The organism is Nocardia sp. NPDC058176, from assembly GCF_042883805.1.
Taxonomy (GTDB): Bacteria; Actinomycetota; Actinomycetes; order Mycobacteriales; family Mycobacteriaceae; genus Nocardia.
This window is the reverse complement of the sequence record NZ_JBHVVA010000002.1, coordinates 871,471-885,860: the sequence shown is the minus strand read 5'-3', so window position 1 is coordinate 885,860 and position 14,390 is coordinate 871,471. Positions and strand designations below refer to the sequence as shown.

The window sequence follows — 14,390 nt, the reverse complement described above, 5'->3', positions numbered from 1 at the left end:
ATGGACCGCATCTGGGGTGTCGCTGCGACACAAACGATCTGCTACCGCATCCGACGAACACGAGACTGCCTGGACCCCGACAACAGCGACCTGGCAGACGCGGTCGGTATCGGCAACCGCCGAACCCTGGTCTTCGTCGATTCGACGGTCATGAGCTTCTTCGGCGAGCAGATCCTGGCCTATTTCGACACCTACAGCTCGCGCTGCACCGTGGTGCCGATCGACACCACCGAACGCACCAAGAACTCCGAGACCGTGAGCCGGATCATCCGCGAGTTCGACAAGTTCGGACTCAGCCGGCGTCGCGATGCCGTCGTCGCCCTCGGCGGTGGAGTCCTGACCGACGTCGTCGGCTTCGCCGCGAGCATCTATCGCCGGGGCGTGCCCTACATCCGAGTGCCCACCACCCTGTTGGGCATGGTCGACGCCGCCGTGGGAGTCAAGACCGGGATCAACTTCAACGGCCGCAAGAACCGGCTCGGCACCTACTACGCCTCGAGCGAAACCCTCGTCGACCCGAGCTTCCTCGCGACGCTGCCGGAGCGTCAGATCTCCAACGGGATGGCCGAGATCCTCAAGATCGCCCTGGTCAAAGACAGCGGGCTGTTCGACCGGATCGAGCGGGAATGGACCACCGCCCCCGGCTTCGCCGCGCAGAGCTCGGTCAACGGGCCGGTCATCGACGCCGCGATCACCGCGATCATCGAGGAACTGGAACCGAACCTGTGGGAGGACGACCTCGCCCGTCTGCCCGACTTCGGCCACACCTTCAGCCCCTCGTTCGAGCTGGCCGCGAAACCGAAGCTGTACCACGGGGAAGCGGTCGCCATCGACATCGCCTTGTCGTGCGTGCTCGCCCAACAACGTCGCCTGATCGACGACGAATGCCTGGACCGAATCCTGACCCTGATGGCGCGCGTCGGGCTGCCCTTGAGCCATCCCTGCATCACCGAGGAGATGCTGCACGCGGGGTTGGCCGACTCGATCCGCCACCGCGACGGCAACCAGAACATCCCGCTGCTCACCAAGATCGGCACCGCGATCTTCGCCCAAGACATCACCCCGACCGAGGTCAGCGCCGCCGCCGAGGCGGTGCGCCCCCTCCACGCCCAACGGTGCACCGCATGAACACCACCACCGGACACCGAACCCTCATCCGCGACGGCAACGAACTGCGCCTGCAGTCCGCACCCCGGCCCGATGCCTCCCACCCAGGCCCGGTCCGGCGTGTTCTGCGAGTCGGTGTCTGCGGCACCGACCTGCAGATCCAGCGCGGCGCCCGAGCCGACCTTGCCTCGATCCTGGGCCACGAAGGTATCGCCCTCACCCCGGATGAACAGGGCTGCGAGATCTTCAATCCTGTCGACCCGAGAGCCCAGGACGTGATCTTGGGCCACAGCTACGACGGCCTCCTGCGCGACCATGTGCCCGCGCGATTGCCCTGCGGGATGGTTCCCGCTCACCCGGACCTTCCGCTCGATCTCGGCCCGTTGGTCGAACCGACCGCGACCGCCCTCTACGCCTGGGACCTGATGCGCGTGCACCTGCCCCTCACCGGGACGGTCGCGGTGTTCGGCGGCGGTTCGGCGGCCCTGCTGGTGGCGATGCTGGGCGAAGACCTCGGCTACCGAATGCAGCTAGTTCACCCTCGCCGCGGGCGACTGGACTACCTCGACCAACTCGGCGTGCTGCCCGACAGCACCCTCACCCAACGGATTCAACCGGCCAGCGTGCACGGCGCGCTCGTGTGCCTGCCCCGCGAGGCGACCGTCACGGCCATCAACGCCGCCACCGCCAGCCTCACCGACACCGGCGTGCTCGACCTGTTCGGCGGCATCCCCGCCGGACTACGGCACCCAGCCCTGCCCGGCATCGACTTGTCGGCGGTCCGGCGCGCGAACGTGTGCGGGCGTTCCTCGGGCTACGACTCAGTGCAGGTGTTTCCCAGCGCTGGCAAGCGCATATGGGTGACCGGGCATCGCGGAACCTCACCCGCCCATCTCGACCGGGCCCAGCAGCATCTGCTCGCGGCTCCACACCGATTCGGCACGCTCATCAGCCACGTGATCTCACTCGAGGAAGCCGCCTCGCGCATCCCGGCCATGGCCCGAGGCGAACGACCTGTCGGCGAGCACGTCAAAGTCGTCGTCGACCTGACCATGTCGCGGCCCGCGCGCGAACCGGACCTGGCGATCACCGTGGCCGATCACCTCGAGGCGCTGCGATGACCGCTCCACTCGCTAGCACCTATCGGCGGATCGAGCACCGCGACCACACCGCCTTCCTCACCACCGCCACCGTGGCCGAGGAGTCTTCGGTGCTCGCCACCGGCCGTGTTGTTCTGGCACCTCGTGTGGTCGGGGTCTGCCGCTCCGATCTGCGCGAGATCACCGGTATTCGGTTCGGACGCCGCGACTTCGGCCACGAGATCGTCGGCGATGTTCTCGACTGCACCCCGGGCCTGGCCGACCTTCGGGGCCGGACGGTGGTGTTCGATCCGCACCCACAGCTGGCGCACCGGACATCGGGATTCGGTGAGTTGGTCGAACTGACCGGTGACTCCCACCAGCTGCGTGCCGCGCTGGTACCGGTCCCGGCGGGGCTGGCCGACCGGGTGGCGGTGTTCGCCGAACCGCTGGCGTGCGCGGTGCACTGCGCCACCCGGCTGCACACCGTCACCGCGGACCTCGCGCTGGCACCGGAGTCCACGGTCGCGGTGTTTGGTGCGGGGATGGCCGGGACCTTGATCAGCACGGTCCTCACCGCCACCGGGCACCGGTGTGTCGTGTTCAACCCGACCAGCGCGCGGATCGAGCTCCTCCGTGACCGCCGCGCTCTGCCCGCCAGCGTGCTGGACTCCGAACAGCATCGAGCGCCGTTCCAGCGCGTCGTCGTGGCCACCGCCGCCGCCAGCCCGCAGATATTGGCGACCTGCTTGGACATGCTCGCCGAGGACGGCCTGCTGCTGATCTTCGCGGGCACCCAGCCCGGTGACCGCCTCGACACCATCGACATCGACCACCTCCGCCGCACCGAAGACGTACAGCAACTCTCCAGACCGAGTAGACGGGGCCACCTCGCAGGCACCCACGGGGCCCTCCGCACCGACTTCCACACCGCCCTGAACCTGCTGCAGCAAGCCCCTGATGCCGGATGGTCACCGTCGCTGTGCGTCCAACGACTCACCACCGAGGTTCTCGGCCTCGACGCCGCCGCCGACCACCTCACCGCCCACGCCACCCACCGCGGCCTCGGCAAAACGATCGTGCAGATCCGCCCACCCCATCCCCGGGAGTCGTGATGAAGATCCCCCGCTACAACCACCGCGCCCAGTTCGCCGACCTGCCCACCACCACCGAGAAGATCCAGCAGGCGCTGGCCACCGGCGACTACACCCTCGGCGAAACCGTGGCCCGTTTCGAGCAGCGCTTCGCCGACTACCTCGGCACCACCCACGCCATCGGCGTCAACTCCGGCACCGACGCGCTGACCCTGGCCCTGACCGCGCTCGGCATCGGGCCGGGCGATGAGGTCGTCACCGTCGCCAACACCTTCCACGCCACCGCGCTGGCGATCACGAAGGTCGGCGCGAGACCGGTGCTCGTCGACTGCGACCCCGACACCTACCTGACCGACCTCGACGCTCTCGACGCGGCGTGCGGGCCGCGCACCACCGCCATCCTCGCGGTGCACCTGTTCGGCCGCAGCCTGGACATGGACCGGGTCACCGAGATCGCCGCCCGACATCAGATCCCGATCGTCGAGGACTGCGCCCAAGCCGTCGGAGCCACCTGGAACGGCAAGCGGGCCGGCACCTTCGGCGCTGCCGCCGCCTTCAGCTTCCATCCGAGCAAGAACCTCGCCGCGGCGGGCGATGGCGGAGCCGTCGTCACCGACAACGCCGACATCGCCCACACGACCAAGACCCTGCGCGGCCTCGGGCAAGACGGCCAGGACAACCACGTGACCCTCGGAGTGAACTCCAAACTCGACGCGATCCAAGCCATCGTCCTCGACGCCAAACTCGACCTCCTCGACAGCTGGAACACCCAACGCCGCACGCTCGCCGCCCACTACACCCGCACCCTGACCCACCCGGCGATCACCGTCGCACCACCACCACGGCAACCCGGCGACCACGTCTACCACCTGTTCCAGGTCGCCGTGCCCGACCGCGATCGCGTTCTCGCACAACTGCGTTCGGACGGCATCGACGCCGTCGTCCGCTACCCCGTCCCGATTCACCGCCAGCCCGCCTTCGCGGCCTACCAGTTCAATGGCACGTACCCCCACGCCGAACACCAGGCCGCCGACACCTTGTGCCTGCCGATCCGCCCGGACCTGTCACCCGCGGAAGTCGACTTCGTCTCGGACCGACTGACCACCGCCACCACCCACGCCCAGGAGGCCCTCCCATGACCGTGTCCATCGCACCGGCGCTGATCGGTGCCGATCCTCTGGCATTGCGCGACGCCATCGACAACGTCACCACCAGCACCGCCAAATACCTGCACCTCGACATCATGGACGGCCACTACACCCCCGCGATCAGCTTCGGCCTCCGCACCGTCGCCGCCATCCGCCAGCAAACGACCCTGCCCCTGGATGTCCACGTGCAGACACTAGAACCGGAGCGCTACCTCGAGGACCTCATCACCCTCGGAGCCGACCGGATCAGCTTCCACATCGACGCCGCCGCCGATGTCGGCACAGCCCTCGACACACTCCACGAGGCCGGCATCCGCAAAGGACTGGTGCTCAACCCCGACCTCGGCCTCGAACTCCTCGACCCCTACCTCGCACGCCTGGACTTCGTCGTCCTCATGACCAGCCGACCCGGCACCAGCACCTTCGAGCCCACCGTCGCGGACAAGATCCGCACATTGCGCACCATTCTGGACGCGCGCGGACTCGACACCGTCGAACTCGTCGCCGACGGCGGCATCACCCTCACCACCGCACCACCGACCGTCGCCGCCGGAGCCGACATACTCGTTGCGGGCAGCGCGATCTTCAGCTCTCCCGACACCGACCTGCCGACAGCAGTTCGCCGCCTGGCCCAGGCAACCGTGGGCAAACACCGATCGGATCGCGACACTGCGCGGGATACGCTGGTGCCGGTATCGCCGCCGCCAACCATCCCTGCTCGACAGAGTGGTTGAAAATCGTTCCGGCACTGAATCTTTCGTGACGACCATACGTTCAACCCATGAAACGATACTGGAGGAGTCCGTGGTACAGCAGATGCCCGAGGCAGTTGTCATCGACATCGTGACCGAAGTCCACGATGAGACGTTGACCGCGCTGTCCGCGCTCGTCCCGCAACTGTCATCCACCGCGCCACCGTTGACCCGCGACCACCTGGAGGCGGTCCTCACTTCCCCGTCGGCACGGCTACTCACCGCACGTGTCGACGGCGCGATCGTCGGCACGCTGACACTGGTGCTCTACACCATCCCCACCGGACTGCGCGCACGCATCGAAGACGTCGTGGTCGACCAAAACGCACGCGGACACGGCGTCGGACGCGCCCTGACCACCGCCGCCGTTTCCATCGCCAAGGACCACGGCGCACGCACCGTCGATCTCACCTCGACCCCGACGAAAACCGCAGCCAACCAGCTCTACCAGAGCCTCGGATTCACCCCCCGCCAATCCACGACCTACCGCATCACCCCCTGACCTGCGGCGAACAACCGCCACCACGCCGACCCGACCGAAGGACCCCGGATGGACAACACCCAATCCAGCACCGAGAGCCAGATCCGCCAACACGCCATCGCGCTGGCCGCCCTCGCGCACAACGGCCTCGTCTTCGCCACCGACGTCTTCGACCGGCAACGCTACGAACAGGCCAAACAGATAGCCGCCGACCTCCTCGCCCTCATCAGCGACGGCTCCGTCGAGGACCTGCAGAAGAACGTGTTCCTCGAACAGGGCTACATGACGCCCAAGGTCGACGTCCGAGGCGGCGTCTTCGACAACGAGGGCCGCATCCTGCTCATCCGGGACCGCAGCGACGAGCGGTGGACTTTGCCCGGCGGCTGGTGCGACGTCTTGGAACCGCCGTCGAACGCCGTCGAACGCGAGGTCGAAGAAGAATCCGGAATCACTGTGCGCGCCAGCAAACTCGTCGCGCTACACGACCGCGACGTACAAGGCCACCAGCCCGCCTTCCCATACCACGTCTACAAACTGTTCTTCCTGTGCGAGACCATCTCCCACGGCCAACCGAGCCCCGTCGAGACCATCGAAGTCGGCTGGTTCAACGTCGATGATCTGCCCGACCTGTCGACAACTCGCGTTCTCGACACCCAGATCCGGCTTCTCCACGATCACTGGAACAAACCTGACCTGCCAACCACGTTCGACTGACCCTCGTCGCCATCCGAAGGTCCACGGGCGCTGATCGCGGAGTCTTGTGTCTCGCTACTGACGGCGGGGTTGAGAGTCGACCCCGCGGCCGGTCACTGCCGGTCGGGTACTAGTTGGCAGGGAGTGCCGCCCGCATACATGCGCACGGGCGGCTCGGTCGCCTACCGGCGGAGCGTCTTCGCCAGATTGAGTACGAACGCGCCCGCCGATAACCCGGCGACGATGTTGTCGGCGCCGATGGCAATGGCGACAGCGGTAGTGGACGCACACGCCACGGCACTGATATTGAACCAGTCGATGCGATGCGGGGGCGGATCGCCGTCAGCCGGGCCTTGCTGCGGGATCGGCGAGTTGGTGACTACCATCGGTAGCGACCTCCTACTCCTTGCGTGGATGCGGGATTCAGTTGGTCTACGACCCCGGCCTGTTGACGCAGGCACGGGGTCGCTTGTGTTACCCCGAAAGCGCTAGCAGGAGTAACGCATTACACGCGTAGGCGACGCTTCGCCGCGACTATGCACATTTCGGGATCTTGCGAACTTCCGGTAGCTGACCTTTTGCGTTATTTCGACAGACTCGATTATGAGATGACCTGCGTGCATGAGATCATCGGCTGCGTGTCGGGGGACGACCGAGCACCTCCTCAGGTTGAGCTTTCGGTGCCTCTTGATTCTTTCGCGCTTTCCCCGTTCCTGCTCTCCGGGTGGCTAACGGGCCGGTCACATTTCCGTCGTTCTGAGGACTCCCCGTCCTCGTCCTCGGGTGTTGACGGCCTTGCCGATCACGTAGCTCGAGCCCGAGCCGGAGAAGAAGTCGTGGTCCTCGTCCGTGTTGGGCGAGAGCCCCGACAGGATCGCGGAGTTGACCTCGCACCCGTCCTTGGGGAATAGGCCCTGGTCGCCGAGGTTCATCAGCGCCTTGTTGGCGTTGTAGCGCAGGAACTTCTTGACGTCCTCGGTGAGGTCGACCTCGTCGTAGAGGTCCTGGGTGTAGTCCACCTCGTTGCCGTAGAGCTCGAAGGTGTAGTTCTTCAGCTCATCGCGCCCTGCCGGGCGAGACCAGCTCGAGGCCCTTCTGATACTTGTAGCCGATGTAGTAGCCGCAGACGGCGTCGGCGCGAATGATCAGGCGGATCAGCTCTTGGCGTGCACCGACTCCATGAACGGAGAGGAACATTCGGTTCGTCCGGGTCGGTGGTTGCTGCGATGTGGTGTACACCGCTGCCTCCTGCAGGGCGCGGGCACCGGGTCTCTCGGTGAAGTCGCAGGAGCGCGTTCTCGCCGGAACGCCGCGACCCCTTGCTCAGCGTCAGCGTGGTGGCATCAGGGTCACCGCCCAGCTAGGCCAATGACGAACTGACAGACCACCGACAACGCTTGGTCCTGGTCAGTGCTCGCAGTCGTTGTGCGCGGGCGGCACGTACATCGTGGTGCCGCAGGCCAGGCAAGTGTGTGCGCGGTGGTGACCACCGATCCGCCGACAGGGCACCGCAGCGACGAGTGACCGGCCCGCTCCGAGCCGATGGCCAGCAGGACAAAACCTAGGCGAGGGCCGGGTCCAAAGCCCGGCACGCAGGTACGGACGCACCGATTCGCACACAGTCTCGAACATACATTCGATTTTTCACCACCTGCATCCCTATGACAACTCCGCGTGAGGACAAACCCGAAACCTGTCGGATACGCGCCGTCCACGCACCTGCCAACAGGCAACCCAAGTCGAGGTCACCGCGCCACCCCGGCCGTCCGAGAGCGCTGCCGAAAGTCATCGGCGGTGACATCGCTGGCCATCTGCAATGAGGCTGCTGCCGCGTTGAGCTGGGCCATCGCCAGGTCTACCCAGGGACCACCTGGCACGACTTGCGCGAACGGCAGGACTGTCCCCTTCATCAGTCGGACCACCCGCTTGTGACTCGTGCCAGTGACAGATCCCGTGTAAACCCTGATGAGATCCGGGTCGACGGATATCTGATAGCCGCGTGCCCGCGACCAGATGAGCGGCTCACTGTTCGCCAGGGCGGCTTCTTCACGAATCTCGGCGAGCCCGGCACGTACCTGGCTCGGGGACAACCCTGTCACGTCGGAGAGTCGCTTGGCCGACAGTCCGTCCGGCTGAGCGTCGAGCAAGGCCATCCGGACCCTCTCGCCCTTGACGTGGGAAGGAATTCTGCGTGCCATCTCACTCGCCTCCGAGCAACCGCGCGAGCGCGTCGTCCATCCCGACGTTTCCGGTATCGACAGCGCTCTCGATCCAGTCAGCGGTGGCGCGCACCCGCGCAGTGTTGGCATGTACCCGCTCGCGTTCCTCGTCGGTGAAATCGTTGCCCCGCATGGCCGGTACGAGCCGGGAGGCCGAGGCGACGAATTGTTGGCACGCTCCGACAAGATCGACGTACTCGGCTGAGTGCTCGATTCGCCGAACCGCTGGTGCACTCCGTCGGACCCGGTCCAGCGCCTCCCTCGACCTGTCGACCTGAGCCGAGTTCACCGCATGCCGCGCTGTGCGATCTGCCATTGCTTCGTAGGCCACCGTCGGACGACGCAGGAAGTCGGTGATCACCCGGGTAGCAACCGCGTCGTCCTTGGCCAGGTCATGAATCCGCTCGACGCGCTCCTGTTCGGTCTCCGCGTGTCCGGGCCGTTGGCCGAGCGCGCGATGGGCGGCATCGACTGTCCAAATCCGTTCTCCGGTTCGCTTGTTCTCCGGGGGATCGAGGAGCCGATCGTGTCTTTCCTGCGGATCGTCGGGCGCGCCGAACGCCGCGAAGATCTTGTGGATGTAATACGAGACGCCAGGGACCCGGAAATCTTCTGGCCAGCGTGATGCCACCCAGCGGTAGTTCGTCAGCGTCGATTCGGGAATGCCCACGTCCTCGGCGTACATGCGAAGCCCCCACTCCACGGTCAGCACTTCGTCGCCAGGGGCGACCCGCCCACCGTGCCTGGCATGGATCGGCTCGATCTCCAGGGCGTTCTCACCGAGTTTGAATTGGCTGTAGGTCTGCTGCGCTACGAGGTTGCGTCCTTCCTTCACGAGGCGGTCGTAGCGCCGCTTCGTGACCGCACCGATCTTGGTGGTCATGGTGATCTCCTCCACGCCCGACCTGACCGCTCCCAGATGGTCTGCCGCCGAGGACGTCGTTCGTGTCGGCTACTGAACGGATCGCGGGCGCACAGCTCGATTCTGCTCTCACGTCATCCGAGTTGACAAGACCGCAAGGAACAGCATTCCTGCTGATCAGGACCTATTTTCAGGCAACTCCGGAGGCGTCGCCATGAGGTGTCACAGTGTCGGATAGCCAGAACGGCTACGGCGCCACGCACGGGTGCGGCACCGGTGAGAGCAATAGCGAGCGTCGGTGCGATGGTCGACACCAGCGATCCAGGTATCACCGCACTGGGGGCAGCGCCGGACGGCAGCACGATCGTGCAATGCGTTTACCTTCTGCTGGCCCTGCTTGCGCCATCGCCAGTACCGCGAGCGGCACCTGGTCGAGCAGAACAGCGCATCGGAGCGCTGCTCCGGCCGTAGCCGAATGCCGCAACCGGGGCAGTAGCCGATCGAACTGGTCGAGCGCGCGCACATACTCCGAGCCTACGACTCAGGCCGCAGTCCGAGCCGGACTGCGGCGCTGTTTGTGCGGGCATGGACGGGACGGCGACGCCAACAACTCTGCGAACCGGCCGGAAGCATAATCCGACGATGCCGGACCCTCTTCCGACCGCACGAATTGCTGCCGTCGAGCAGACCTGAGGTCTCGACGCGCCCATGGTCTCGGCTACTACCACCACCGCATCGTGACCGCGTTCGCGGCGTCGGTGGGCCTCGGCGTGCACCGCGTAGATCTTGGCGACACCCGGCGCCCCGCCGAGGTAGATGCGCAGTTCGCCGCGTTCACGGCTCCACCGTCACGCGAGTTCGGCCCGATCGGTACGCGGACTCGGCGCCGACCGGCTCCTCGGCGACCGGCCATCCGGCGCCTTTTCGGCAGCGGCGATCTGACGACACCATGTCCAGCGCGGAGATCGCCGCCGCAGGCCACAGGACCAGCCGCAGCACCTGCGCGGTCGCTTCACCCGACAACGCCTGCACGCCCCGGCCCACGTCGAGGGCAAAGCACCCACCGTGCTGTTCCTGTGCACCCACAACGCCGGACGCTCCCAGATGGCCGCCGGATTCCTGTCCCGGTTCACTGAACCCGCGTTCCCACCATGCACTTGGCGTATGCACGAGATGTCCGCAGACGGCCGACTTCAACGAAGTCGGGCACGTCGAGGCACTATCTCCTATCGATCTTCTGAGATGCAGGACGCCCGTGAGCGTTATCGCGATCGACCGCTAGGGTGTCGGCCTGCCTTTGATCGACCGAGTCTCCGATCACGCCCAGTATTTCGCTCCACTTCGCACAGAATCGGGCGAGGCGGGCTGTCATGGATGTTTCCCGAACAACGCTGGAGAACCATGTGGCAAGGAGAAAGATTGCGAGCAGGACCAGTTCGGTGTGAACGACGCCAGTCATCGATCTGTCGCGTCTCGGCCGTATCGCGACTCGCTCGCGACACCTCCGCGCAGCAGGGGAAGCGGTTGGTCGATGAAGGGCACGAGGCGGTGGATATCGGTGCGGTCGATGCGAAAATTCGTGATCACGACCTCGGGAACGGTGCCGTCTGCAGGCAACGCGCGCAGAAAGAGTAAGTCACGGCGGCAGCGGGCGGCAGCGTATTCCGCGATCGCGGTAACCATGGTCTGCTCGGCACCGAGCTTATGCGCGTAGAAGTCCTTCTTGGCCTCGTGCAGCACTGAGGTCGCCGCGTGAAACTTCGTGACCACAGATGCAATTGCCGCATCGGAGATCGGGCACCGCGGTGGCGGACACCGATAACTGACCGGTGCCAGTGCTTGTAGGCCGCGCATCTTCGGGCGGCACCGCGCTTCCTCGCACTTGTGGTGCAGTCTCACCAGCGTTCCGGCATGGTCACGGTCGACGAGCCCAGGATCGATGCGGCAGAACACGCGAGCCGCAGAAGTCTCGAAGACGGCACGCGTGGTCGTGTATTCGTGTATTCGCTGCGTCACGGCCTCTTCCAATCCCGACTGGCACCCGCGAGACGAGCTCCCACCCACGCTCGTTCGCCCGAGCGCCTGCTCGGCGCGGGCGCGGGTCGCGCAGTGCGCGGCACTGCAGCCTTCGGCGCTTATCAACAGTGCCATCGCGGCGAAGAAGGAGTGGATAGGCCCAGGGTCCTCGGTGCAGTCATGCACCGAGGGTGGCGGGTCGAGGGGATCTGGCGTGGCCATCAGGGGATTACCCAGTTTCGTTCACAGGGGAGTCGGGGCAGCAGCAATGCCGTGGTGCTGGCGCGCGGAATGGCTTCACCGTTGCTGTGGGTGGCGTTGAACGCGGTGATGAACCGGTGCGCAGCGCTGGTGCACGCTTGGTAGAACAGGTCCCAGCACTCGCCCCTGATGTCGGTCCAGTGGATGTGGATGACGACGTCGTGTTCTGTGGTTTGTGGTGCTGGGTTCTCGAACATGTTGTGGCCAAACGGTTTTTGTGAGGCTGGTCGCGGTGTATCGGCGAAGTGCCGCCGCGTGCGGGCGAGGGGCTACCGTCGACTACGGACTCGACGGCAGCGCCTACTGCTATTTCGCGGGAGCGGGTGCAGGAGTGGGAGCGGGCTGGTTGATGGTGGTGAAGTACTGCACCGCGGCCAGGATCGCGACAGGTGCTGTGACCAGCAGCTGTCCGGCCAGCGTGCCCAGCGCGCCGACGGCGAGGATGCCGCCGAGGCAGCCGATCGCCGCTGCGGGCAGGAACGGCCCGAACAGCCCGACGATCGTGGCCGCCGCGACGGTGGCACCGGCGATGCCACCGAGCACGCAACCGATAGCACTGCCGCCGATGCCGCCGACAAGGGCACCGATCGAGGCTCCCATCACGATGGTGCTGGTCAGGCGGCCCCATGCCGCCTGTTCACGCTCATACTCTGTCCGCCAGGGCGCCTGGTTCTCGAACGGCAACGCCACCGGCTTGTACACGGCATGCTCCACATCGAACTGCGGAGTCAGCGTCGCGGTCCGGTCCTTGATCTGCGCCGCGATGGGGAACACGAAATCATCGACCCGGAACGACAACTCGGTGCCGGCGAGCACCGTCCCGTTCGGGGCCTTGATCTTGAACACCCCATCCTCATCCACCAGCGATCCGGCATCGGTGACGATGCTGACATCGGTGGCAGTGCTGGTCGCCGAGTAGTTCACACCCGCCTCGGCCGCGGCCGACGCTGGGGAGATCATCCCGGCCGGGACCGAGATGGCAGCCGTGGCCAAGGCTGCCACGATTGTTGTTTTACGCATCGTACTTTCTACTTTCTCATCGGGAAATCATTCGGGAATGATCAGCTCATCGCCAGCCTCGACTCGGGCCTGCGCAATGGCTTTGGATTTCAGCGCTCGCAGAAGGTGCGCTGTCTGAATTCAGCCCCCACCCCGGCCAACTCGCGCGCAGCGCCTTCTTGTCGTGCTTGCCGTAGCTGGTCGTTGGCACGGTGTCGACGACCCGGATCGCCTTGGGTTGCTTGTATCGGGCGAGTTCGGCCCGGCACACCGCCAACAGTTCGGACTCGTCGACGACGGCGCCGTCCTCCGGGACGACGAAGGCCACGACCGCCTCGCCCCAGTCCGGGTGTGGGATCCCGACCACCGCGACGTCGGCCACGCCGCGACAGGTCGCCACGATCCGTTCCACCTCGGTGCAGTAGACGTTCATGCCACCGGTGATGACCATGTCGTTCTTCCGGTCGAGCAGGTAGACGAATCCGTCGTCATCGATGCGGCCGATGTCCCCGGTGTACAGCCACCCGTCGCGCAGCGCCTTCTCGGTCTGCTCGGAAAGGTCGCGGTAGCCGCTGAAGGTGTAGGGCGTGAGCGCGATGATCTCGCCGACTTCGCCGGGCAGGAGCTCACGCCCGGCGCTGTCGACAACCTTGACGGTGGACATCGTCGCCGCCTGCCCGCAACTGGCGAGCCGGTCGGTGTCGGCACGGTGGTCCTCCCGGCGCAGGCGGGTGAGGAAGTTGGGGGCCTCGGACTGACCGTAGAGCTGCATGAACACCGGCCCGAACCGCTCCAGGCCCTGGTGGAGCCGTTCGGGCGTGATCGGCGCCGCACCATAGAGGATGGTACGGATCGAGGACACGTCGAAATCCCGGTCCGCGGCATGGTCGAGCACGCGGTAGATCATGGTCGGCACCATGAACGTGAACGTCACGCGATCGACCGCCATGCGCTCGAGCACCGATTCGGCATCGAACTTCGACTCCAGGTAATGGCATGCGCCCTTCAGCATTCCGGCCTGGAGCAGAAATCCCGCACTGTGCGGCAGCGGCGTAGTGAGCAGCACCCTTTCGTCGTCGAGAAGACCCATCTCGATCACGTGGGCAAGGAGATTGAGGGTCAACCCCTGCTGGGTGTGCATGACTCCCTTGGGCCGCCCCGTTGTCCCGCCGGTGTACATGATCATGCCGAGATCCGTCGGCGCGGGATCGATGTCCGGCGCGGTGACCGACTGCCCGGCCAGCGCGTCGTTCCACCCCACCACCCGGTCGGGAGCGTCGGCGGGCGCCTCCGTGGCGATGATCAGTTCCACTTGCGGCGCCGTCGTCCGCAGGACCTGGGTGAGCATTTCGGCGTCGGCGATCACCACTCGGGCGCCGCTGTCGCGGAGGATATGGTCGATGTCGTTGAACGACAGCATGTCGTTCAACGGCACTTTGACCGCGCCGCACCGGATCACGGCTTGGTCCGCCACCACGTATTCGGCGCGGTTCGACATCATCAACGCGACGCCGACCCCGGGACCGACACCCGCGTCTCGCAATCGGTGCGCCAACTGGTTGGCCTCGACGACGATCTGCGCGTAGCTGCGGCTGATCCCGCGATCGTGCACAGCCGGACGCGAACCGAACCGGTCGAGCGCGGCGACGAACATCGCTTTCAGCGTGAGCTCCCTCATC

14 protein-coding genes and 3 pseudogenes are annotated in these 14,390 nt (G+C 65.9%); 8 read left to right on the top strand and 9 right to left on the bottom strand.

Annotation, left to right across the window (positions count from 1 at the left end; translation table 11 throughout):
- The 7 genes from ACFVVM_RS16665 (at position 1) to ACFVVM_RS16635 (ending at position 6,375) form a co-directional block, all read left to right on the top strand.
- Positions 1-1,128 carry a sedoheptulose 7-phosphate cyclase gene (locus ACFVVM_RS16665; RefSeq protein WP_387618439.1) on the top strand — a complete coding sequence of 376 codons (1,128 nt, stop codon included), beginning with the start codon at positions 1-3 and terminating at the stop codon, positions 1,126-1,128.
- Positions 1,125-2,228 (top strand): hypothetical protein, encoded by a 1,104-nt coding sequence (locus ACFVVM_RS16660; protein WP_387618437.1) that lies wholly within the window; start codon positions 1,125-1,127, stop codon positions 2,226-2,228. Before ACFVVM_RS16665 ends, ACFVVM_RS16660 begins: the two co-directional genes overlap by 4 nt.
- Positions 2,225-3,301 carry a hypothetical protein gene (locus tag ACFVVM_RS16655; RefSeq protein WP_387618435.1) on the top strand — a complete coding sequence of 359 codons (1,077 nt, stop codon included), beginning with the start codon at positions 2,225-2,227 and terminating at the stop codon, positions 3,299-3,301. The genes ACFVVM_RS16660 and ACFVVM_RS16655 overlap by 4 nt, the downstream gene beginning before the upstream one ends.
- Positions 3,301-4,419, top strand: coding sequence for a DegT/DnrJ/EryC1/StrS family aminotransferase (locus ACFVVM_RS16650; RefSeq protein WP_387618433.1), 1,119 nt, complete (start codon positions 3,301-3,303; stop codon positions 4,417-4,419). The genes ACFVVM_RS16655 and ACFVVM_RS16650 overlap by 1 nt, the downstream gene beginning before the upstream one ends.
- Entirely contained in the window at positions 4,416-5,162 is a 747-nt protein-coding gene (locus ACFVVM_RS16645) for a ribulose-phosphate 3-epimerase (protein ID WP_387618430.1), read from the top strand. Before ACFVVM_RS16650 ends, ACFVVM_RS16645 begins: the two co-directional genes overlap by 4 nt.
- 82 nt (positions 5,163-5,244) lie before the next feature.
- On the top strand, positions 5,245-5,682 hold the full coding sequence (locus ACFVVM_RS16640; RefSeq protein WP_387618428.1) for a GNAT family N-acetyltransferase: 438 nt from the start codon (positions 5,245-5,247) through the stop codon (positions 5,680-5,682).
- A 48-nt stretch (positions 5,683-5,730) separates the two neighbouring features.
- The gene (locus tag ACFVVM_RS16635) at positions 5,731-6,375 is read left to right on the top strand and encodes an NUDIX hydrolase N-terminal domain-containing protein (protein WP_387618425.1); all 645 of its coding nucleotides are present in this window, start codon (positions 5,731-5,733) and stop codon (positions 6,373-6,375) included.
- 161 nt (positions 6,376-6,536) lie between these two features.
- Here ACFVVM_RS16635 and ACFVVM_RS16630 read toward each other — a convergent pair whose 3' ends face one another.
- From ACFVVM_RS16630 to ACFVVM_RS16610, 5 genes and pseudogenes are all read right to left on the bottom strand, one after another.
- Positions 6,537-6,740 (bottom strand): hypothetical protein, encoded by a 204-nt coding sequence (locus ACFVVM_RS16630; RefSeq protein ID WP_387618423.1) that lies wholly within the window; start codon positions 6,738-6,740, stop codon positions 6,537-6,539.
- Positions 6,741-7,114: 374 nt separating this feature from the next.
- Positions 7,115-7,515 (bottom strand): annotated as a pseudogene (locus ACFVVM_RS16625) (ribonucleotide-diphosphate reductase subunit beta); the annotation flags it as partial.
- Positions 7,516-8,099: 584 nt separating this feature from the next.
- Positions 8,100-8,552 (bottom strand): hypothetical protein, encoded by a 453-nt coding sequence (locus ACFVVM_RS16620; RefSeq protein WP_387618420.1) that lies wholly within the window; start codon positions 8,550-8,552, stop codon positions 8,100-8,102.
- A gap of 1 nt (position 8,553) precedes the next feature.
- Positions 8,554-9,456 (bottom strand): DUF6192 family protein, encoded by a 903-nt coding sequence (locus ACFVVM_RS16615; RefSeq protein ID WP_387618418.1) that lies wholly within the window; start codon positions 9,454-9,456, stop codon positions 8,554-8,556.
- Between the two features lie 674 nt (positions 9,457-10,130).
- Positions 10,131-10,259: pseudogene (locus ACFVVM_RS16610) on the bottom strand (sensor histidine kinase KdpD); the annotation flags it as partial.
- Positions 10,260-10,434: 175 nt separating this feature from the next.
- Here ACFVVM_RS16610 and ACFVVM_RS16605 point away from each other — a divergent pair.
- Positions 10,435-10,560 (top strand): annotated as a pseudogene (locus ACFVVM_RS16605) (arsenate reductase ArsC); the annotation flags it as partial.
- Positions 10,561-10,890: 330 nt separating this feature from the next.
- Here the strand turns inward: ACFVVM_RS16605 and ACFVVM_RS16600 are convergent.
- From ACFVVM_RS16600 to ACFVVM_RS16585, 4 genes are all read right to left on the bottom strand, one after another.
- The gene (locus tag ACFVVM_RS16600) at positions 10,891-11,673 is read right to left on the bottom strand and encodes a hypothetical protein (RefSeq protein ID WP_387618415.1); all 783 of its coding nucleotides are present in this window, start codon (positions 11,671-11,673) and stop codon (positions 10,891-10,893) included.
- Positions 11,673-11,909: a hypothetical protein gene (locus ACFVVM_RS16595; RefSeq protein ID WP_387618412.1), complete on the bottom strand. Its 237-nt coding sequence runs from the start codon at positions 11,907-11,909 to the stop codon at positions 11,673-11,675. The genes ACFVVM_RS16600 and ACFVVM_RS16595 overlap by 1 nt, the downstream gene beginning before the upstream one ends.
- A gap of 109 nt (positions 11,910-12,018) precedes the next feature.
- On the bottom strand, positions 12,019-12,732 hold the full coding sequence (locus ACFVVM_RS16590) for a hypothetical protein (protein WP_387618410.1): 714 nt from the start codon (positions 12,730-12,732) through the stop codon (positions 12,019-12,021).
- Between the two features lie 46 nt (positions 12,733-12,778).
- Positions 12,779-14,389: an AMP-binding protein gene (locus tag ACFVVM_RS16585; protein WP_387618407.1), complete on the bottom strand. Its 1,611-nt coding sequence runs from the start codon at positions 14,387-14,389 to the stop codon at positions 12,779-12,781.
- Between the last annotated feature and the right edge of the window lies 1 nt (position 14,390).